This window comes from Pseudoalteromonas sp. NBT06-2 (assembly GCF_002276045.1).
Taxonomy (GTDB): domain Bacteria; phylum Pseudomonadota; class Gammaproteobacteria; order Enterobacterales; family Alteromonadaceae; genus Pseudoalteromonas.
Genome location: NZ_NQMR01000038.1, coordinates 17,803 through 40,446, shown reverse-complemented (window position 1 = coordinate 40,446; position 22,644 = coordinate 17,803). Strand labels below are relative to the sequence as shown.

The following is a 22,644-nucleotide window of genomic DNA, read 5'->3' as shown; positions in this document are numbered from 1 at the left end:
TTATGAGCGATTTAAAAATAATTTTTTCCAGCTTCATTACAGATCATTTGAATAGCCATCAAGCTTTACCAATAAAGTTTGAAAAAATTATCGAAAATGCTGTTTTTAACATATTAGATTCTGAGATTTTAATTGAAGATAATTTTTCAGCTAAACCTGTTTTAACTAAGCCAAAAGTCAGCCAAGCATTGCCAAAATTTGAGCAAACGTATGTGATTGACCAATTAACAGAACAAGTTAAATCAACCGGATTTGGACCTCACTTTCATCAAATTATTGGCCTCTTTGGTTCAATTATGTTGCAAATGACCGCAAACCAAGAGCAACAACAACAAGTGAATGAGTGGCTTGAACAAGGTCATTTTGGTCATTTTTTAATGACAGATTCCGGTGGCCCATCATTAAATAACTGGCAAACAAGTTTAAATACAACAGAAAATCAATGGCAACTTACCATAGATAAAAAATGGGGTATTGAGGCACATCAACTTGGTTTTTTAATGTTAGTTGTACGCCAACCGGGTAAACCATTTCCTTTAACCTTTTTAGTTGAACCCGAACAAGCAAAAACACTCAGTCAATCTAAGGTAGGCGCTAGTTATTTAGATAACGCAGTACAGTTAGGCAATGTAAAAGGCAAATTAAATATCAGTGCATCACAGCAACTAAAACTTGGAGGGCTCAGTAGCGTAAACCGATTCTTGACCTTAGTTCGTCCGCGCTTTGTTAAAGCCTTAATGAACCATTTGTTATGGTTAGCTGACAATAAACGCTTAACTTTAGACTCTCAATTAAATGAAAACATTAAATACTTGCAAGATGTTGCAGATAGTTGTTTAGCCCAAAATCAATTTTCTATACATTCAGTTGATCAAGTACTGGCTTTAAAATTTGCTTCAAATGAATTGCTATTAAATACAGTATCACAAGGAAAAGTAGCCAGTTTTGAAGATCAAAGAGACCTGTTAGGTTTTACCAAAATGGAAGGTAGCTCTTACCGATGTTTTCTTGAAATTTATGCAAAACAAAAAAGGTTTAGACAATGAGCGAATTAACTGTTAGAACGATCGCTTTTCAACCTTTAAAGCAACGCTTATTTAATCAAATACAAAGCAGTGAAATATCCTTTGAATGGTTAACACATTTATTAGCTGAGCAAACAAAAACGATAACAGCAACACTCACAGCTGATGAACAAATTAAAATTAAACGTCATTTTTTATGTTCAACCATGATAGATCTGCCTTTTACAACGGGAGACATTAGCTGGCCTAAAGTGGCCAATATGCTAAAAAAACAGGGCAATAATCAAGCGGATACTTTTATCAATGCCTATGAATGTGCCTCATGGGGGTTTTCATTAAGACATTACTTGCAACATGATAAACAAGATTCCCCTCGTTTGTTATTAGTCAGCATTATAGACGCGAATATTTTTGATCTTGAGTTTTGGCGCTATAACGAAAATTGGCATGAATCAGGTTTTGGCATTACCAGTATTTTACTTGAAATTGATGGTACCATAACCGACCAACTGATCACCCAATGTGCTAATACACATAATTCCATGGCTGAGTTTGCCACAGTCGTCAGACGTCACGCTACCAACAAAGAAAATATAACTTTGGCAATGCCATTTTTCCCTGAACATATTCAACAGATGTTCGACAAATTATTAGTTAAGCAAACGTGTCTTCCTGATTTACATCAAGATTGGGGCCATTGCTTTGGTGCTGATCCTTGGTTATCAATTTTAAGTCATTGTATGAAAAAACCTGTGATTGAAGATCAACAATATCTTGCATGTTCGCTCGCGCTAAATGGGTACTTTTCCATGGCGCAGGTCAAAGTGACCCCTCAAACTCAATTTATATTACAAGAGGTAACAGGCCATGAGTAATATAATTAAACATACCTATTTAGGACAACTGTTAAGTGTACCTTTTACAAATAAACCATCCGCCGCATTAGCAAGGTGTATGCCTTTATCAAATGAAAATGACTTTACAGTATTTGCTAATTTACCTTGCTCTAATGCACCTATTTTGATCAACTTTATTGAACATTATCACATTTTAAACGCATTAGTTTTACTCGCAAATGAACTGTGGCAACAAGAGCTCACTATTTTAATCCGTATTTCAATGCCAGGTGGCATGCGACTACCCGCATCATTGCTTGCGCATAATGTTTTATTAATGCAAGACATCAAACCTGAAGTTGAAAAATTATCGGGAACAGTTACGCATTTACTCACAATTGATGACCACTTTATTCGTTATCAGTTAGAGCAAGGTCACAATGAAATTTCAATTAACTTACATAGCTTAGACAAAAATCAACAAGTCAATTTTTCAAAATTTATAGCTAAGCTTGAACACTTTAATATTGGTGCTAAGTAATGCGCTGTAATGATCAAATGATCTTGTCTCAGTTTTGGGCTGAAAAGGTTGATTCTGTGACTCATGGATTAACACAGCTGCATGAAAAACTCGCTACATTGACTGAAAAGCCTGAGCAAGTGATTTTTGTCAGTGCAGGGGAAGTAAAGCCTTTATTAAACCCTGATATTTTAGCTTTTTGTGAAGACATAACTCGTAACTTTCAATGTAAAACCGACTTCATTAGTGCTGCATGTACCAGTTTACACGCCAGTATTTTTCACTTTAATAGTAGTCTTTCAAATAATTGTTTAGTAATTTTATTAGAATTAGATCAAAAATTACAACAAGGGTGTTTAAATGCACTCGGTGTTGGTAATTCAGAAAATCAAGATGGTTTAACCGTAAATGATTGTATTGGCTTTTGCTTTTTAGAAAAAAGAGCTGCTCTAATTCAAGAGATAGTCATTGAACAATGCCAAATATTCTCGCAACCTACGGGTATACCAGGTATGCCAAAATTACTAAATCAATTAGTAACACATATTGAAAATGTACAGTCTGATGGATTCTTTGTATCTTTCGATATTAGCTCTGTTTGGGGAGGAAAACTAAAAGCAGCATTAAAAAATCGATTGAAAAAATCAGAAAAAACAACATGTTGGCTATCGAGCATTGAAACGGATCACCGTCATTATTTAAGCTTAAAACCCATATTAGAATTAAACAATTATCGCCACCAGCTAAACAAAAAACCACTTACACTCTTTACATTAGGAGGCGGTGGCCGTGTTGGAAGCCTCAGGTTATCTATCAATACATGCAATAAAAGTCAAATTGATGATGCCTCATTTAATGAGTTTTGTTTAACAACAGATCGCGCTTTATATCAGCAATCGATTAATGTTAAACCACATTCATTACAGGCTTATCATGCGATTGTTAAAGCCACTTTAAAATATCCTCAGCTACAGTATCGCGGCATAAACAATCACTACTTTCGCTGGCCCCTAAATTCAATAAACCAAGCTGGAGTTAAATCATGAATCACTTAACAACACTAAATCAAAATTATGATGTTTTAATCATTGGCGCTGGTTGGGCCGGACTCACTTTAGCAAGACAGCTAAAGCTAGAAAATCCAGATTTAAACATTTTACAACTTGAAGCAAGTACTCAGTTTAAAGCTAAAGTAGGTGAAGCGACAGTTGAAATAGCGGGTCATTACTTTATACATCGATTAGGTTTAGTGAATTATCTTTACCGAAATCATTTACCTAAAAATGGACTTCGCTTTTTCTTTGATTCCCAAAATCATGATTTAGATTTAGATAAAATGAGTGAACATGGCACCACTAGCATACCACCGCATCCTGCATTTCAATTAGACCGAGCGCGTTTTGAAAAAGACTTAGTCGAAATGAATCGAGTACAAGGTATCAACTTATTATTAGGCGCAAAAGTAACAAAACTGGCAGTAGATGAAAAAGGTGATCATACAGTTAATTTTAATTATCAAGGACAAAGCCATAAAGTAAAAACAAAATGGTTAATTGATGCCAGTGGCAGGGCCAGTTTATTAGCAAAACAGCAAAAATTACACCATCGAAATGACGTGCCAAAAAACAGTGCTGCTTGGGCGCGTTTTAGCAATGTAACTGAAATTGACTCTTTAGGTAGTAAAAAATGGCAAAAAATGGTCAATGGTCGATTTTTATCTACCATACACTTCACCGGGCCAGGTTATTGGATTTGGGTGATCCCACTCAGTGGTGGCTTTACTAGTATAGGCATTGACTGCGATAAAAATGTAATGGCTAACCCACCTTTAAAGCAAGCCCAATTTGTTGCGTTTTTAAAACAACACAAAGGATTATGGCAGTTACTTGAAAATGCAAATTTAGAAGATTTTGAAGCTTGGGGCCAGTTAGCTTATCGCGGTAAAAAATATATCAGCGAACAACGCTGGGCCACAACGGGTTTTGCAGCCATGTTTTTAGATCCTTTATTTAGTGGTGGTGGTGATATGATTGCACTGACAAATGATGCGATCAGCAAAACAATTTGTGATGACTTTGCTTTTAGTTCAGTTGAGCATGCAAATCAATCATTAATGAAAAAAGTGCCCATACTAAACCAACAAGCCCATGAATTTTATCAAGGTTTATATACCTATGTAAATAATAGCAATCCAATTTTAGATTGTGCTCAATTATGTTCACCTATTATTGCTTATAACACCGCAATATATTTTTTAGAAGCTGCTTGGGATTATATGGCAGGTAACTTCATTGATTTAGAATATTGGCAAAAGAAAGATTACATTCGTCGTGGTTACTTAGCGTTAGAAAAAGTGCTCAATAAACAAACTTTAGCTACCGCAAAAATCCTCAAGGAACAAGGTCGTTACTTTGACCGTAACCATGAAGGTTTTTTTGAATCAGGTGCTGAGCTATATAAATATTTTGTATTTAATATGGGCCAAGCGGGTAAAGATGGTTGGCGCATCGACTTACATACTAAGTTATGGGTTGATATATATCTTAAAGTAACTGAAAGCCGATTAAACTTGCCAAAATTTGCCAGTCGTAGACTTGTACAAGAATGTTTAAATTTACCCAAAATATTATCAATGGATACTTTTTCTCAAGAAAATTTACCTGAGTTGTTCGCATTGATAAATCAAAAGCTCACTGAAGAATTACAACTCCTCACGGAACATACCGTATTGGTTGAAATTAGTGAACAATCATTTTCAACAGGTATGGTAATGGTACAAGTTGTTGATTGTACTTTAAGTGAAGCTGATATGAAAAAGCTAAAACTACAAGCAAACAACATTTTCAACAGTGAACAAGAATATATCGCCATGCCATTTATGGTGCCGTATTTTTTACAGTTTTGCCGAAAAACTGATGAAAATATCATGTCTAACCCAATATTATCACTTGAGACATGCTAATGGATAAAATGACTTATTTAGCACGTGATGGTGCCCTACTCGCTTATGATAAATTCCTAATAGCAGACGCTAAGGCAACTATCGTATTTTTACATGGCAGTACTTATAACAGTCGTCGTTATGCCAATATTGCAAAGGTATTAAATCAACAACATTACTCTGCTTGCCTCATTAATTGGCGTGGGCATGGCGCATCTGAAGGGCGTTCAGGCACTGTTGACTATATAGGCCAGCTAGAAGATGACTTAGCCGACTTTATTGCACATTACCAACAAATAAATGAGCAACCAATTGTATTAGCAGGTCATTCAGCAGGCGCTGTTATTTGCTTAAGATATATAGATAAATATGGCTGTAATGATATTGATGGGGTGAGCTTTATTGCACCTGCAATCAATGGCCCTCTAGAAACCGTAAGATATAAACACGCCTCGGCAAAATGGCAATATCAAGTGAGTTATTTTAGAACGGCTAAACCGACTGTAGCACCTCCTGAACATGCACTGACTTATGCACCGAGCTTAAAAACAGTACCCTTTATCATAGCTAAATGTGTGCCTTTAATGCGACACAAACCTATTTTAAGTTTTCCGGCAAACGAACGTATGGCAAGACTTGAAGGCAGAGTATTACATTATAGTTATAACCTAATGCTCTCTTGCGATATTAATAATTATCCTCGTGCTTTTAATAAAATCTCAGTACCCGTATTATTACTGTGTGGGCAAAACGATGAAGTTGTTCACCCAAACCTACTCGAAACAATTTTTCACTGGCATCTACGCCCAACATTAAATAAAAAAATGGTTGAGCTTAAAAAAGTAAATCATATTCAAGTTGTCACAGCATCTGCAAATATCTTACCTGATTGGTTAAATAGCATATTCGAACAATCAAGTAATTTAGTTTCAAATACAGATGGAGCATTAGCATGATTAATCTAAATGAATTTAGCTTTAATGGCCAAATCACAAATCGTAATAATGTGACTTCTCAATTAAAACTGCCTGAGAATGTATCTGATTTTGAATTAATTCAATCTGCTTACTTAAAATGGCAGCTAGCACTCAATTTATATTTAGCAGGCGACTATGTAATTGTTTTACCTTTAGAAAAAAACCAACAGGTCTTTTTATGTTTATCTGCTTTTTCGAGCCATCAATTATTTTATAAAAATGATGCAACCACACTGAGTATTAGCAAAACATTATCCGACTTTAGTCATCAAGCAAAGGTTGACCCTTTCGCTGTGAGTCAATTATTACATTGGCGTAATATCTGCTCACCCAATACCTTATTTAAAGATGTTTTTGCGCTTAACAATGGCCAAAGTGCAATATGGCAACATGAATCAAATCCAGAACTGATTTCACAAAAACAATTAACTTTATCTCAAAAATTAAATGCAGCTCAAAGCGAGACTCCAGAACATAAAGTTGGCAATATCACCAATAATGAATTGAGTTTTTTTAATATCTTTAATCAATTACCCCAGTTAAGCCAATTAATGACTCAACCAGTTTCGGCCTTGTGGCAAATTGAATTTCTATTATTAGTACAAATAAGTCACGATCATCAATTAATATGCGATCACAAACCCCAGCTTGAATTAGTACAAAACAAATCAAAAAATAGTTTCAATCACAATATATTCAGACGACGTTTAAACACACAAAACAGCCCATTAACAAAGCTTAAAAAATACTTATTTAAGCAATATAAACTTGAGATCGCATCTGGTGCTTTTGAATCAACTCCCAATTTTGAAGTTTGGATGTATCTCACTTTTGAATTACCCAATAAATGGGCACAACAAAGGTTAATTGCCCAAACTTATAACAAAGACATTCAGTTTAACTATTGCGATAGCAATAAGCTAAAACAGCTGTTAATTGAGCAAAGTAACCCAACTAAAACGACACAACCGCACAGCCAATTTTTTAGCTTTAACGATGAAAGCATCGTTAATATTTTTGATGCAATGCAAAGGTTAATGCACCATGGCTTTGACCCAGTGACCAATAAACTGTTTCATATTGTGCCCCCTATTTCAGCCAAATTACTTAAAAAACATAATAAAAATCCAACTCAAGTAGAAGAGTTTTGCTGCTTATCCTTAACCTTAGATCACTTAGCAAGGCATGCTAATTGGTCCGTAGATTAATTTAAAACAACATAATAGAGAGTAAATATGTCAGATAAATCACAATTAACTTCATTACAAACTGAAGTAGCCCAAATGCTAAATAAAGAACAAATTGATGCAGATACACCTTTAGGTGAATTAGGCATTGATTCATTAAATGTTGTTGAAGTTATTTTAATCTGTGAGCAGGTATATACCGATGTCAGTGATCCAGAAGCGCTTATTTTTGATGAATTTACAACATTACGTGATATGGATGCTCAGCTGTTAGAAGCATCAGATAATTTCGTATAACAAGAATAGGAGTTTAAAATGAAAAAAATCTTCAGCTTTATAATCACAAGTTTAGTTATTGGTAACATTATCTCTTGGGTAATGGGATCTTGGCCAATAGACTTTAAACGCCAAGCTTATAATGAGCAGCAATTCGCTAGCATCAAGTCATTAAAACAAGAATTAGTTAATAATGCTGAAGATATTTCATTACTGGTGGAATTAGGCTCAACCTATTCAATGCATAATGACATTGACTTAGCCGATAACTATTTAGCTCAAGCACATAATATTGCGCCAAATGATGCTTTAGTGATGGCATGGTATAACGCCAACTCAGCAAAAGTATCGGGGGCATCACTTGATTTCACTATGGGTTTTTACAAACTTTATACTTTAAATAAAGTATTAGGCAACATCAGTAAAGCGGTAGATTTAGCACCAAACGATCTGACTATAAGATTAATTCGTTTAGCTACTTTTGCCAATATTGGAAAAATAAACCCAAATTTTGATTTGGTATTTAATGATGAAGCTTGGTTCAATACATTATTAAAACGCGCACCCAAAGAGATCCCTGAGCAAGTAAAAGGGCAATTTTATATCGCAATGGCACAAGCATACTTTTTCAAAGCTGATACTTCATCAGCACAACAAGTACAAAATTACCTGAACTTGTATCAAGCTGTAAAAACTAAAGCACCATTAGATTTAACCCAATATCAAAATCTTGAAATACAGTTCTCTGAGCAAAATAGAGGTGAATTATGGTAGTTGTAGCGCTTAAAAATATTAACCGACATTTTATGCTCGGAAAAAACAAAGTGCATGCCTTAAAAGATATTAATTTAACCATTAGTAAAGGTGAGTTCTTAGTATTAAAAGGCGCAAGCGGTAGTGGTAAAAGTACGCTGTTAAACATTATTGGTGCAATGGATGAAGCAAACTCTGGTGACGTTCTCATTGCAAATAAAAGCTTAAATAAACTATCTGATGCTAAAAAATCACAGATCAGAAAGCAACATATTGGATTTATATTTCAATCATTCAATTTATTGCCTGTATTAACCGCACTTGAAAATGTGCAATACCCTTTGTCGTTACAAGGGGTTAAAAATACAAAAAATAAAGCTATTGCAGCATTAACTCGGGTTGGTTTAGCAGAGTTTATGCACCACAAACCTAACCAACTATCTGGTGGTCAAATGCAACGCGTTGCGATTGCCCGTGCCTTAGTAACTGAGCCTGATATTATATTAGCCGATGAGCCCACAGCTAATTTAGATTCAAATACAGCCGCTTCCATTATGGAACTAATGAAACAACTTAATAAGCAGGGGATCACCTTTATTTTTGCAACACATCATGATTTTGTTCTTTCGCAAGCGTCTCGCATTATTGAATTAAAAGATGGTGCCATTAGTAACGACAAACAAAAGGCTGCAGCATGAAACTAATACCACACACTCTATTGTTAAGCCTCTTAATAACTGGCTGCTCGGAATCTAATTCTGTGAATGAAATAATCGAGCAACCTATTATAAACCTAGTGAAAACTAGCAACACCGATGTGCAATATATATCACCGACTTTTATTGGCAGTAGTGTAAATGAACAAAAAAAATTACTGACACAATTATCAGCACAAGCTCAGTTATCAGATGAACAGCGACGACAAAAATCATTAATTGAATTAGCGCTGTTTTCGAACGACAAAAATCAATCACTATCAAAGTTAGAAGCGATCAGTAATAACCTTGATGCATTATCAAGCGACATGCCAAATGACGTTGAGATCATGGCAGCCTACGGCAGTGCTTTGAGTTATCAAGCTGTTTTTCTTCAACATAACCTTGGGAAAATGAATTTTGTATCGCGCAAAGGCATGCGACTAATGGACCGAGCGATAAAGCAAGCGCCCAATAACTTAGGTGTCAGATTATTACGGGGTGTCAGTTATGCTAATATGCCTCGCTTTTTAAATCGCGCTAAGTTTGCAATAACTGATTTATCACTTATTAAGCAACAGAGTAAATCTGAGACAAATAGTGACTTTTTAGCCTTTGTAAATTATTACTTAGCAATGGCATTAGCTAAAAATGAGCAACCACAGCAAGCAAAAGCAATTTGGCAATCGCTAAAAAATACGGCATCTCCCGCTTGGCAAACCAAAGCAATCGCGCGTTTAGAGGAAGCTGAATAATGGGGTTTAGGTATAAAATTGCATTACTCAATGTATTACGCAATCGCCGCAGAAGCATTATTACTTTACTATCAATTCAAGTAGCAGTGATAAGTTTAGTGCTGTTTGGTGGCTTTGTTGCCTCTATGTACGACGGCATGCGAGAGAATATGATCCGCTCACAACTGGGACATATTCAAATATATAAACAAGGTTTTAATCAATATGGTCATATTGAACCTGAAAAATACTTATTAACCCAGCAAGACGTTAAAAAAATAACCGAGTTAGTTGAATCTCAATCAGGTGTTGAACTTATTACGCCAAGACTCAATTTTTCTGGTTTATTAACCAATTCAAATCAATCAATCGCAGTTGTAGGCAATGGTATAAATCCGGATAAAGAATCTTTATTAAGCTCTGCCATTACCATCACCCAAGGTGAAGACTTATTTAGCCAAGATATTGATGGTGCTTTATTGGGCCAAGGCTTATTTAATGCACTTAATACCAAGGTGGGTGATTACCTTACTTTACTCGGTTCAACCACTGATGGCGCAGTAAATGCTGTAGATATTAAAGTGATAGGTGCTATTAATACAGGAATAAGAGATGTTGATAATCGCCTTATTCGCATCAACTTAACTCATGCGCAAGATTTACAGTTCACCCAAGGTGTCAGTCGTTTAGTTGTTTTACTTTCAGATACCGAGCAAACACAAATAGTGCTTGAACAATTAACGCAATTATTTAAGCAAAATGGGCTCATTGTTGAAACAAAAACATGGTTTGAACTTGCTGATTATTATCATGAAGTCATAAAGTTGTTTGATGGTGTTTTTGGTTTTATTCAAGTAATTGTTTTATTTATTGCCGCATTAAGTATTGCTAATACCATGATGATGGCAGTTATGGAGCGTACACCAGAAATCGGCTCTATTCGTGCGTTAGGTGCAACTAGATACGAAGTTATGATGCTGTTTATTACCGAAGCGTGTTACCTCGGATTAATCGGTAGTGTTTTAGGTATTTTATTGGCTATTTTACTCGCCAATGGCATAACCACGGCACAATTTATTATGCCAACACCACCTGGCAGCAGCCAAAGTTATCCAATCCGTATCTTTGTTTCTTGGCCAATATTATGGAAAACAGCAATAGCGGGTACTTTAGTGGCTATTCTTGCCAGTATATATCCTGCATTTAAAGCATCTCGCTTGCAAATAAACCAAGCCATGCGTGCTGCTTAAAAGGAATAATAATGAAAAAACAGTTACTCAAATATACCCTTTTATTTATGTTATTCATAAATACTTTTATTGTTAACAGTGAACAAATTAACGATAAAATATCAGAGATTACACCTAAAAATGCAACACAGCTCGTGAGTATTATTGACTCATACAGAGGCCTAAACACCGCAGGCTTTAGCTTTGATATAACCAATGTAAGCTATAAAGAAAACAGAGATAGCCGTACTAACCAACTATCAGTTGATGTGAAGCAGGATAACTCTTTAGTAAAGTTTCAGTCTCCGGCCAGACAACAAGGTCGCATATTATTAAAAAAACACAGTGATATGTGGCTATATATTCCAGGCACACGCAAGGTTATTAGAATTTCACCCGCGCAAAGACTATTAGGTGAAACCAGTAATGCCGATGTAACAGGCAGTAATTTCAGTCGAGATTATTCGGGCGAAATAATGCCTCAAGATAATCCTGAGCAAATAAAACTCATTCTGAGTGCTAAAGAAAATAATATGAGTTATCAAAAGGTCATATTCTGGTTGCAGAACCAAGCCCCTTTTAAACCGATTAAAAGTGAATATTATGCCCGTTCAGGTAAATTACTTAAAACGGCGCAATATAAAGCTTTTAAAGAGTTTAATGGTGAACTAAAAGTACACAAAATGCTGCTCTCAGATCCATTAATTGCCGGCAGCTATACTTGGATGTTATTTGATAACTATCGCAGTAGCCAGTTACCTGATGCGTTATTTAACAAAGAAGCGATTGTAAGCCTATGAACAAAAATAGTTTATCCTTTTGTTATTACTTCATTACTGTAAGTACTTTAAGCGCTCAAACATGGGCGCAAACCTATATTCCTGACGACCCTTTTACAGATAGTCAAAAAACAGCACCAAAGCAATATGAGCATAAAACAGTAATACAAACTTATGTTCAAAATAACAAAACCAATGATAAACAAAGCTTTAACCCAGGATTAATTGAGTTTAACCAAAACAAACAACTCGCAGTGATTGATTGGCAAGTTAAAACGCAATGGCAAAGTAACTTTCAAGCCAGAGCACGTACCATAGCGCAATACCAGCATACTGATAGTCTAAGTGAAACTGATACCACAGTATTAGAGGCCTATATTAATTGGACCAGTGATGATTATGCATTGCAATGGCAATTCGGACGTATAAAAACTCAATGGAGTACCGGTTTTAATTGGAATTTAACTAATTTACTAAAACCCTATAGAGACCGACCTTACATTGATTTAGACGACATTAATCAACAAAAAGGTTGGGATATGGCGACTATAAAATACAGTAAAAACAATTGGTTTTATCATTTAGTGGTTGCAGACTATGTGACAACTGAAGATAAAAATCATAAACAACAATATATTGCCCGTTTAGGTTTTCAAGGTAGCCATGATTTTTCGATGTTATTTCATAAACAACCCAATCAAAATCTCAATTACGCTGCCAGTTACAATAAATTAATAAATGATGATATCACCGTACGCTTTGAATGGAGTTTATTGCATCAAAGAGAGCAACAAGCACAGGTATTACTTGATGATACAGGGCTAATTCAAGATAAGTCAGAACAAAGACAAAAATACTTAGTAGGTGCAGGATACACATTAACTTCGGGTCATAATTTCAGATTAGAATACTTAAATACCAAACACGGTTTTACCCGTGATGAATGGACTGAAATATCAAATAAAAGTACAACTGCTTATCAAGCAGTGATTAATAACCAAGCAAATACACAAGATTATAATTATTTATCGGCAGCATTAAATAGCTTAAATCAGGGGCAGCTTAGGCAGAACTACTTATATTTAATGTTTGCCACCCCACTTTCAAATTCACTTTGGCAATATAGACAAAGCATGCAGCTTAATCTAGATGATAACAGCCAATTACATCGACTGGAGTTACTTAAATCATGGAATAACCACCTTACCAGTCGATTGCAATTTGAATTATTCAATGGCTGTAGTAATTGCGAATATGGTCTAAACCCTAATCAACACAGTATACGACTGGTATTTAACTGGGCATTTTAAAACAATAATAAAGAGTTAAACATGACATCAAATAATGCTTATCGCGTTGATTTACGCGACCACATGTTTTTATTGTGGCAACAATTTAAAGTGCAAGACAACATTCTTGACTCAGAGATCTATCCTGAATTTGATCAAAGTTTTTGTAACCACTTAATAGATCACGCCCACAAATTTTGTTATCAAAAATTAGGCCCATTATATCAATCATCTGACAGAGATGGCTGTAAGCTAATGCCTGACGGTAAAATACAACTACCGCAAGGATTTGAAGCATTGTGGGATGATTTTATATCTGCCCAATGGGGTCGTTTAGGTGCACCCGAACAATATAATGGTTTAGGTGCGCCCTACATTTTAGCGCAAGTGATTAATGAATTATTTATGGGTGCCAACCCGGCATTTATGATTTATTCAGGCTTTTGCAGCCCAGCCTTATATTTAATTGATAAATTTGGTACCCAACAACTTAAAGATTTATTTTGTCAAAAACTTGCAGCTAATGAATGGGGAGCCTGTTTATGCATGACCGAACCCGATGCTGGCAGCGATGTCGGCAATTGTCGTACAAAAGCCATAAAACAAACTGATGGTCGCTACCAAATAACCGGAGAAAAAATATTCATCTCCGCTGGCATGCACCAATTAACTGAAAATATCACTTATATTGTGCTTGCCCGCGTTGAAGGTGCACGTTCTGGTACGGTTGGTTTATCATGTTTTGTGGTGCCAAAATTAGACTTTGATCAACAAGATAATGGCGTAAAGTGCTTACGATTAGAAAACAAAATGGGCCTCAATGGCTGTGCCACTAGCCACTTAACTTTTGGTGCTGACTCACCTTGTTATGGTTATTTATTAGGAGAACGTGAAAACGTGGGTTTGCGCCAATTAATGACCATGATGAACCTAGCCCGAATCGCGACAGGTATATATGCGTTAGGCATGGCATCAAGTGCATATTTAAATGCTGCTGAATATGCCAAAGAGCGCATTCAAGGTACCGATTTTAAACAGTCTTTTAATCCAAAAGCGAAACGAGTGCCGATTATTGCTCACGTTGATGTAAAACGTATGCTGCTTGAAATGAAAAGTAAGGTTGAAGGTTGCCGTGCACTGATAGTAAAGCTGTGTTTTCATCAAAGCATGACCACCAATATCGAAATTAAACGTCAAAATGACCTGATCACCGCTGAACAAAGTGAAGCCCAATTATATCAGCACCAATCATTAGTAAACTTACTGACACCCATTGTTAAAGCCTATACCTCAGATCAAGCATTTCGAATTACCGAACTGGCTATTCAAGTTTATGGCGGCCATGGGTATGTTAAAGATCATCCTGTTGAACAATACGCCAGAGATATTAAAGTGCTCTCTTTATGGGAAGGCACTAACTTTGTGCAATCGGCCGATTTATTCAGAGATAAACTCGCTATGGGTCGCCACTCAAAATTATTAGCTTTATTTGAGCAAAACGTAATGACATTTATCGAACAAAACAAACATGACTCTAAGTTTGAGAAATCAATAATCATGTTAGAAAAAGCACTAACAAGTTTAACGCAAACTCATCAATTAATGGGCAGCTGGATAAAAGTACAAAAAATGGAACTGAGCTTTGCCGTAGCAACCCGTTTTTTACAAATGATGGCAGAAGTCACCGTATCTTGGTTATTAATTGATGGCGCTATTGTTGCCAATAGAGAAATGGAAACAATAGTAGCCATGAAAACTGATACAAACCAAAGTGAATTAGACTTCTACCAAGGAAAAATCACCTCGGCACAGTTTTATATTAATAATATTTTGCCAAATGTATTTAGCACAGCAGACATCATCGCCCTAGCAGATGAAAGTGCGGTAGATGCAGATATCACAACATTTTTACCTTAAACGTTTTATGACATTAGTGGAGTTAACCTTCACTAATGTCATTTTTTAAACTGATTTTTCATCCACTTACCTCTCATTGCCTTACATCAATCATCTTCACAATGAAGTTACAATGTTTTCAATATCCTTTTAAGTTACGTTATTTAAAAGCAATTAAATTTGTTTTTACATCCCCATAGAGCTTTGCTCTAAACGATTATAAAAAGGAAAGTATAATGAAAAATAGGCCTAAGTTAGAACGTGCACCTGGATGGGTCGGTGGATTTGAACAATCAAGCCCTGTATTTGCCTACCCAGATCCTGATCTAACATCATTACCGATGCCTGATAACATGTTCAATATTGATAGACTCCAACGTCAGCAAGCAGTTAAGTGGCCTGAGTTTAGTTGGGAAACACAAATGGGCAACGCCGATCCTAAACGCTGTTATCAAATGTTTGCACCTGACATTTCAAGACTTGGCTACACAGATACAGGCAGAGTATATTCAATTATATGCCCTCAACAAGGTGTAACCTCTCCTACTTTAGGAACTTTGAATGTAGAAGTGACAGTTACTGGCACCAGAGGTTGGGTTAACGAAGACAATCGCGAACTCGCAGCAGAGATGGGCGTTGTTGGTAAAGTATGGTTCAGCCCAAGTGCTAAACAAAACTTCATCGTTAAAAAGTTATGGGAAAAATTTGAAAATAGCGGCCGTCCTTTCCCTTCAAAAAAATCGCAAGCCATCACTATCACAACAAGTTTAGTTAAAGAGCCAGAGCAACCTATATTTCCGCTAGTCAAAGGGCAAAGCAAAGATTTTGATATTCCTGATTTTGCTAAGCATGAAGACGAAGCATGGTCTGTTGGCCACTTAAAAGTACAAATTGGCTCGATTATCAAAACTGGTTATCCCGAGGTCGATAAATTTAATCAACTTATTATGGATATTTTCAACTTGGGATCTGGCAACATGTTACAAAAGGAAAATGTACTTTCATGGAATGTATGGTTCACAGCCCCTCAGCTGGTAGATCAAGAAGAATGGGCTAGACACGCTTGGCTATGGCGCGAATCAATCGATGCAGATCATGGTTCACCTGAAGGTGAAGGCACAAGTGCAAAATACTTTGATGGCACACCTTTTAAACCAGACTTTGATGCAATAAAAAAACAAGAAGAAAGTAAAATTTTTGATTTATTGAAGCAAGAAGAAGGCAAAGAGAAAGATGCCATACTGTCATTTATTAAAAATAAAATTTAGTAATACCAATACGAGTAAGTTAGTGATCAAATTTTAATAAGGATAAATTTTCAACTACAAGGCGCTTGATTGAGCAATAGCAAGCTATTAGGATTGAAAGCAACGATGTTACTGGAATCTTTAGTTCATTTAAATTGAGTAATTATTTATTCGTATTAGCATAATTAGACGAATGAATTAAATCAAGTCGTAATCTTGATTAGACTACGATTTGGTTAGTTCTACAATACGAATTGCATTGAGTTTATTCCCTATACTTTTATTTAAATTAATTTTTAATTGACTACATTCTGAGTACCGGCGTTATGATTGATCATCAGGAAATAATCTATGAATTACAAATCATGCCTTGTACTCGCATCCTACCCAAGCTCTGAGCCTGCATTTACAAGTAACACGGATATATATTAAAGAGTATCTGACTACTCGACTCAAGCAACACAAATTCCATACCTAGGCAAAATATCGTCGATAATAGCAAGTCGGTGTTTTTTGGCGGCATCGTGGAAATATTTCCAGTTTGAGTTCATAAAATCAGGTGTTAAGATATACTCATCATCTCCTATCGCGCGAGTGGTGCCTAAAGCTTGGTGTTTCCATGATCCTTCTCCCTTTGGAATATAAGTAGCAACGCCTGTCCCTAAACCAAAAAAATCATCTGCGATGGCACTTAACCAACCTTGATGTCTTTGTTCACAGTTGGCGTTTTCAAATTGGCGAAAACAGGCAGAGATTGCTTCTCTAAGCGGGTTACTTAAACCATGGACTTCGGCTGCTGTGTCGTGTGCTATAAAGCGCTGATACACTTTACAAAGTTCATCAGCTGCGCTAACAAAATCCACAGGATTATTTCTTTTTACAACTTCACCTAGGCCATTAACATAGCTCCACGATTCATAAGGTAACGCAGAGTTTGACAGTGCTTGGACATGGCCTTGAGATAACGTACATCCTTGTGACAAATCACTAAAAAATCCCGATATCTCTGCAATCAAACTTTCAATAGGATGATCGTTCATACTTTTAAGATCATTAGCATCATTTATGTGGTGTTTCACACCCGCAAACCCTTGATGGCCCCATGTATCTACAAAAACATGAGATGTAATACCTAAACGGTGCAATGCATGAGGTCGGTGCTTATCGTTAATACATTCTGCGACCATGTCATGGGCAATATAAGAACCAGGTGTACATACTAGCTTTTGAATAAAACTGCCTTTGGGATTTTGTCCTGCAGGTAGCCCACCATTGCCTGGTAAAAAGTGAAAAGGCAACCACACCTGCATATTTTTTAGTTCTTCTACATTTTTATAGTCTAGCCTGCCGTGAGCTGTTGAAGCTCTTTCGTATGAAGCACCATTGGTAAATTTAATATGACCCGAATTGATTGCATCGTCAACATATTGACTGGCATACGCGATTATATTTGCATCATTGGCATTAAAGCCTGCGGCTCTAGCAACAACCCATGTAGTCGCATAATGAAAATCTATTTGCATGGTGAAAATCCTAATCTTTTAGAAAGCTTATTGGGTTGCTATTAAACATATATGTGGCTTTAAGTATCGCTATGGTTATACCAATTCAAATAAATACATGATCATTTAATTAATACAATTGGTATTATTACCCTTTTAGTTAAGTGAAAACACTCAAAAAAAGAATAATCTCAATCGATCTGTCAGCCTTGGTTCAAATATTTCACAATTAGCAGCAAAAGAACATTACACGGTATTACAATCGGTTTGATATTGATAATATTACTGAATTTTTAAATCTCGATTTTATACTAAAAATGACATTTAGTTACAAAAAATCAATGTACTCCCTTATTTAAAACAAGATTTAAAACAAGCCAATAAAGTTTTCAAATAACTGTTTTAAAAGAGTTATTTAAATAAACTAAAATTGAGAAACACACGTTAAAGATAAGTTTAAAGTAGGCTGTAATTGATTGTCATGGTTTGAGGTAAGCCAAACCTTTAAATTCCTGTTCGATTTGAAAGTGAACTCACTGGGAGTATCACAGTAATTGAACAGGACAAATAATGAACACCTATTTAAAGGTTTTATCTTTATCAATCGCTTTAACTGGCAGTGTGTATTTACCTAGTGTAAATGCAGCTAATTCAACAGAGATGTTAATTACAATTGCAGAATCTAATCCTGTATTAGTGGAACAATTAAATGACATTGCTCTTAATGATGCCGCATTATTAAATCAGTTATTAAAAATGGCTGATTCAAAACCTGATCAACTTGAACGATTATTAAATTTAGCAGAATCAGATCCAGAAACTTTTGAGCGATTAATCATTATTTATAATGCTGAAGCCACTCTAGAAGAAGGTGGCGTCTTGACTCAGGGCATAATTGATGATGATGGTGGAATAATTCAAACTTAGTAAATTTACTCAAACTTATCAATGAAACTATAATTATGTAGCTTCAATTGACGCATCGAGATGTATTTTCAAATTTTTCCATTAACTGTTTAAATTGATGGCTTGTGCATAATGAATCAAACCAAGGAAGGTTAAACCAAGCAACACCTACATTATTATTTAAAGCAGTTTTAACATGATAAATAGCTGAAGATTTCTCTTTCAACAAACTATAAATTAACGCTGAAGTATACGAAACTTCACCATTTTTTGGCACAAGTTCCTGAGCTTTTTTTAATGTATCAATTGCCAATCCTTCTTTATTCAACTGGGCGTATGCTTGTGCTAATCCAAGTAAGTATTTAACCTCATTTTCATTTTCTAAAATAGAAATAACTTTTTGATAATAAGCGTTTGCTAAATTATTATTTCCAGATATCTTTTCACTATCAGCTAGGTTTAATAACTTAAAAGGATGTTTTGGATTGCGTTCTAAAGCTTTTCTTGCTAGTTCTAGGGATTTTTCATATTGCTTATTTAATGCATAAGCTAAACTTAAATTTGTTAAATCTTTTCCACTATTTAACTTAGTTACTATTTCTTCATATGCAGAAATTGCTAAAGTTAACTTTCCTTGAAGTTGCCAAATATTTGCCTGTAACCGTTTGGCTTGTATGTTAGTTGGAACAATTTTAAGCATTTGATTTAAGGCGCTTTCAGCTTTGAGTAAATCACCCATACGCCAATAACTGAATGCAATATTATTTAATAATGTCGTGCTCGGTCGAAGTATAAAAGCGCCAGAATATGATTCTACTGCATTCTTATAGTCTCCTAAAACAAAAAACATATAGGCTTTAAGCTCTAATAAAATTAAATCATTAGCTCCTCTATTTTCAGCTTCAATAATTTGCTGTTTCGCTAATTCCATTTTACCTTTGTATGAAACTAACCAGAAACGCTCTATCGCTTCATAAACACTGTAACGATATGCAGGTGGAGATCTTTGTAAAATCAACTCAAATTGATTTAAATAAAATGTGTCGTGTGAATCTTTAAATAATTTTGAAGCGGTTTCACGATACAAACCATAAGCCGCATATAAATAGGGTGAACGTGTTAATAAATCTTCTAATTTTGACAAACTCTCTGTACTATAATTACCTTCCCCTCTAATCTCATTGAAAAGCGCTATGTAATCACGATAATCATCTTCATTAATCGGTCGCTGTACTAAACCGGCTTGATTTACTGCTGAATGCTCAGGAAACAACGAAGCAAACTGGCTTTGGCTAGTACTATAAATAGCATTAAATTTTTCTATGGGTACAACCCAATTTTTCTCTGATTTTACCGATAATGTTTCACTATTATTAGGATTCGAAACTAAACGTGAAAAGCTCACTTTACAACGGTTATTATCACATTCAAGTGTTGTTGAAATAATGTCTGACGCGCCTACTGCTCGCTTTAGTTTTTTCATATTATCGGGATATGCTTTGCCAATGGCGTTAACTTCTCGTTGCGATACTAAATACATATTTTTGGTATTTATCACACTTTGGCGTAGTGCATCTTCAATGGCTGAAATAACTAAATCTTGCTGCATAGCAGCCATTGATGGGCTATCAGCTAATGTAGGCTTTAAGATAACAACTTGCTTTGTTTGTGGTACTTGTTGTGAGTAGAAAAAAATAAAAAATGTGACCAAAAAACATAAAAAAAACAGACTCAAGATACGATAAAAACCTTTCGACTCTCGCTTTATCTGAGCTTGAGCTGACACGTTATTTGGTAATTCTTTATTAGGTAATAATACGGTTACTTGTTCACTGAGTTCCATTTGAATTAAAGCTTTTTTAATATGCTTTAATCGGTTTTCTATTACTGTTGCGGTTAGCGTGCGTTGCTCAATAGGTTTAACTAACATTTCCATTAATAAGTCAGTTAACACAGTTGGTGCATTAAGCATTAAATTTTTAGCATGCTCAGGCGTGTATTCACATATTCTATCGGCAGCCTCACAATCAATTCCATTATTAGCAAAAGGATGACTACCGACAATAAGTTGATAAGCAATAATACCTAATGAAAATATGTCACTACGATAATCAACCTTTTGCTGTTTAATTTGTTCAGGTGACATAAAAAGCAAACAGCCGTAATGTTTTAATTCATCATGTTTAGTTGATTCATCTTCTAATTTTTTTATCACTTTGTTATGGTTTTCATTCGATGCCAAACACGCTATACCAAAGTCTGTAATTTTCAACTCACCTTGGTTATTAATTAATATATTGCTCGGTTTCAAATCACAATGAATAACACCATTTTTATGGGCCGCAGCAAGCCCTGCTGACAATTGACTTAACAGCGCTAGTTTTTGTATTAATGTGCAATGTGTTTCATTTTGAAATTGCGTAAGCGTTTTGCTTTTGAAATACTCCATGACTAAAGAGATTTGATTTTTTTCATCATGAATATTATAAATTTGAATAATATTTGAATGGTTAATACGTGCTAATAAACGTGCTTCTTGTAATGCATTATTAACTATTTCGCTTTTGGCTTGACTGCTTGTTTGGTAAGTTAATTCTTTAATTGCAACATGGCGTTGTAAATGGTTATCTTTGGCTAAGTAAACTTTACCCATGCCGCCTTCGCCCAATAGTTTTTCGCGGGTGTATTGGGGTAGTTTGTTATCCATGTAATACCGTAAGTGCTACTTTATCTTGACCACGATTAACAATCAGTTCTCGGCCTTTATAAATACGATAATAAGTACCCGAAAAACGTATGTTTTTACCTTTTCTTTCAATTAATATATCACCATCACAAGCGCCACCAAGCATTTCTCTAAACTGCTTTTTAGCACGGCAAACATGGGTATTAAAAAGCGTAATTTCACAGCCTAACTCTTTTGCTAGCATTTCAGGCAATCGCCAACCTTGATCATATTCATCGATGCCTTTTTTAGCATCATCATCACGGTGCCTAGCCAAACTTAACGTTAAATAATGATGCGCTTTATTAGATAAACATAATTTTTTATCATCCACTATGATGTTTAACTCTGTATTTTCTTCATCTTGACTTAGATTAAAACGATATTTAATTTGATGCGCTAACAATTTAGGTTTTACGAGTTTAATGGTATTTTCACTCAAATTATTTAATTTAAGTTGCCAATCACGGTTAGCAAAATGAAGTCTCTCTAGATTTGCAACTGGGTAAGCTCTGCCCTCAACATCATTTATAAACTCTTTATACCACTGATTTTTACTTTGAACATAAAACAACGCTATTTCAGGTTGCTGCTCGCTAGGGAGTAAGTTGTTATCAGATAACATTATTGCGTTTTCACTTATGATAATGCCTGATTGGTCAACAGCAAGTAACATATTTTTTGGCGGACTGAGTTCTTGCACAATGAAACCGTAATAACCCTGCTGTGCGAAGGATATTTCGTCACCAATTCGAATTTTATGTTGTTGCTCTTTTATTAACTTTTCATTGTTAATCCAAGTGCCATTACTGCTAATATCTCGAATAATCCAGTGTTCATCCGTCCATTGTATAATAGCATGCATTCGTGATATTTCAGGTGCTCTGATCACACTATCTACATTTGTATCCGAACGTCCAATACAATGATAGGCACTTAAATAGCTTAACTTTTGTTGATTATTAAGCTCTAGAATAGTTGCCACGTTAAAATCCTTACTAACACACTATCGTCTTGCAGTGAAATGCAATACTAAAAGGCTAATTGTATATAAATGCAAGTTACTCTACTAGTAAATACGACAAAGAGTCTGTCTTGCTATAGTAGTAAAGTTGGATCAAGACTAT

General features: G+C 35.3%; 20 protein-coding genes. 17 read left to right on the top strand and 3 right to left on the bottom strand.

From position 1 onward, the window contains the following. The first annotated feature begins 2 nt into the window (after positions 1–2). From CJF42_RS10000 to CJF42_RS09925, 16 genes are all read left to right on the top strand, one after another. Complete coding sequence (locus CJF42_RS10000; protein ID WP_095366554.1) at positions 3–1,046, top strand: hypothetical protein; 1,044 nt, start codon at positions 3–5, stop codon at positions 1,044–1,046. Then, complete coding sequence (locus CJF42_RS09995) at positions 1,043–1,900, top strand: hypothetical protein (RefSeq protein ID WP_095366553.1); 858 nt, start codon at positions 1,043–1,045, stop codon at positions 1,898–1,900. The genes CJF42_RS10000 and CJF42_RS09995 overlap by 4 nt, the downstream gene beginning before the upstream one ends. Then, positions 1,893–2,402 (top strand): hypothetical protein, encoded by a 510-nt coding sequence (locus CJF42_RS09990; RefSeq protein ID WP_095366552.1) that lies wholly within the window; start codon positions 1,893–1,895, stop codon positions 2,400–2,402. The genes CJF42_RS09995 and CJF42_RS09990 overlap by 8 nt, the downstream gene beginning before the upstream one ends. Continuing rightward, the gene (locus CJF42_RS09985; RefSeq protein WP_095366551.1) at positions 2,402–3,427 is read left to right on the top strand and encodes a hypothetical protein; all 1,026 of its coding nucleotides are present in this window, start codon (positions 2,402–2,404) and stop codon (positions 3,425–3,427) included. The genes CJF42_RS09990 and CJF42_RS09985 overlap by 1 nt, the downstream gene beginning before the upstream one ends. Beyond that, complete coding sequence (locus CJF42_RS09980; RefSeq protein WP_095366550.1) at positions 3,424–5,343, top strand: NAD(P)/FAD-dependent oxidoreductase; 1,920 nt, start codon at positions 3,424–3,426, stop codon at positions 5,341–5,343. The genes CJF42_RS09985 and CJF42_RS09980 overlap by 4 nt, the downstream gene beginning before the upstream one ends. Continuing rightward, the gene (locus CJF42_RS09975) at positions 5,343–6,278 is read left to right on the top strand and encodes an alpha/beta fold hydrolase (protein ID WP_170940555.1); all 936 of its coding nucleotides are present in this window, start codon (positions 5,343–5,345) and stop codon (positions 6,276–6,278) included. Before CJF42_RS09980 ends, CJF42_RS09975 begins: the two co-directional genes overlap by 1 nt. Continuing rightward, positions 6,275–7,507 carry an asparagine synthetase B family protein gene (locus CJF42_RS09970; protein WP_095366548.1) on the top strand — a complete coding sequence of 411 codons (1,233 nt, stop codon included), beginning with the start codon at positions 6,275–6,277 and terminating at the stop codon, positions 7,505–7,507. Before CJF42_RS09975 ends, CJF42_RS09970 begins: the two co-directional genes overlap by 4 nt. Before the next feature lie 27 nt (positions 7,508–7,534). Further along, complete coding sequence (locus CJF42_RS09965) at positions 7,535–7,783, top strand: acyl carrier protein (RefSeq protein ID WP_095366547.1); 249 nt, start codon at positions 7,535–7,537, stop codon at positions 7,781–7,783. An 18-nt stretch (positions 7,784–7,801) separates the two neighbouring features. Further along, the gene (locus CJF42_RS09960; protein WP_095366546.1) at positions 7,802–8,536 is read left to right on the top strand and encodes a hypothetical protein; all 735 of its coding nucleotides are present in this window, start codon (positions 7,802–7,804) and stop codon (positions 8,534–8,536) included. Next, positions 8,530–9,213, top strand: a complete 684-nt coding sequence (locus CJF42_RS09955; RefSeq protein WP_095366545.1) for an ABC transporter ATP-binding protein — start codon at positions 8,530–8,532, stop codon at positions 9,211–9,213. The genes CJF42_RS09960 and CJF42_RS09955 overlap by 7 nt, the downstream gene beginning before the upstream one ends. Before the next feature lie 62 nt (positions 9,214–9,275). Then, entirely contained in the window at positions 9,276–9,965 is a 690-nt protein-coding gene (locus CJF42_RS09950) for a hypothetical protein (protein WP_141235530.1), read from the top strand. Continuing rightward, positions 9,965–11,194 (top strand): ABC transporter permease, encoded by a 1,230-nt coding sequence (locus tag CJF42_RS09945; protein WP_095366543.1) that lies wholly within the window; start codon positions 9,965–9,967, stop codon positions 11,192–11,194. Before CJF42_RS09950 ends, CJF42_RS09945 begins: the two co-directional genes overlap by 1 nt. An 11-nt stretch (positions 11,195–11,205) precedes the next feature. Then, on the top strand, positions 11,206–11,973 hold the full coding sequence (locus CJF42_RS09940; protein ID WP_095366542.1) for an outer membrane lipoprotein-sorting protein: 768 nt from the start codon (positions 11,206–11,208) through the stop codon (positions 11,971–11,973). Beyond that, positions 11,970–13,262 (top strand): hypothetical protein, encoded by a 1,293-nt coding sequence (locus CJF42_RS09935; protein ID WP_095366541.1) that lies wholly within the window; start codon positions 11,970–11,972, stop codon positions 13,260–13,262. The genes CJF42_RS09940 and CJF42_RS09935 overlap by 4 nt, the downstream gene beginning before the upstream one ends. Positions 13,263–13,283: 21 nt before the next feature. Continuing rightward, positions 13,284–15,158 (top strand): acyl-CoA dehydrogenase family protein, encoded by a 1,875-nt coding sequence (locus CJF42_RS09930; RefSeq protein WP_095366540.1) that lies wholly within the window; start codon positions 13,284–13,286, stop codon positions 15,156–15,158. A gap of 215 nt (positions 15,159–15,373) precedes the next feature. After that, positions 15,374–16,405 carry a hypothetical protein gene (locus tag CJF42_RS09925; RefSeq protein WP_095366539.1) on the top strand — a complete coding sequence of 344 codons (1,032 nt, stop codon included), beginning with the start codon at positions 15,374–15,376 and terminating at the stop codon, positions 16,403–16,405. A gap of 431 nt (positions 16,406–16,836) precedes the next feature. Here the strand turns inward: CJF42_RS09925 and CJF42_RS09920 are convergent, their stop codons facing one another. Next, positions 16,837–17,907, bottom strand: a complete 1,071-nt coding sequence (locus CJF42_RS09920; RefSeq protein ID WP_095366538.1) for a DUF6765 family protein — start codon at positions 17,905–17,907, stop codon at positions 16,837–16,839. 549 nt (positions 17,908–18,456) lie between these two features. Between CJF42_RS09920 and CJF42_RS09915 the strand changes: the two genes are divergently transcribed. Beyond that, positions 18,457–18,813: a hypothetical protein gene (locus CJF42_RS09915; RefSeq protein WP_095366537.1), complete on the top strand. Its 357-nt coding sequence runs from the start codon at positions 18,457–18,459 to the stop codon at positions 18,811–18,813. A gap of 43 nt (positions 18,814–18,856) precedes the next feature. Here CJF42_RS09915 and CJF42_RS09910 read toward each other — a convergent pair whose 3' ends face one another. Both CJF42_RS09910 and CJF42_RS09905 read right to left on the bottom strand, forming a co-directional pair. Then, entirely contained in the window at positions 18,857–21,499 is a 2,643-nt protein-coding gene (locus tag CJF42_RS09910; RefSeq protein WP_095366536.1) for a serine/threonine-protein kinase, read from the bottom strand. Beyond that, on the bottom strand, positions 21,492–22,502 hold the full coding sequence (locus CJF42_RS09905) for an FHA domain-containing protein (protein WP_095366535.1): 1,011 nt from the start codon (positions 22,500–22,502) through the stop codon (positions 21,492–21,494). The genes CJF42_RS09910 and CJF42_RS09905 overlap by 8 nt, the downstream gene beginning before the upstream one ends. Positions 22,503–22,644 lie beyond the last annotated feature (142 nt).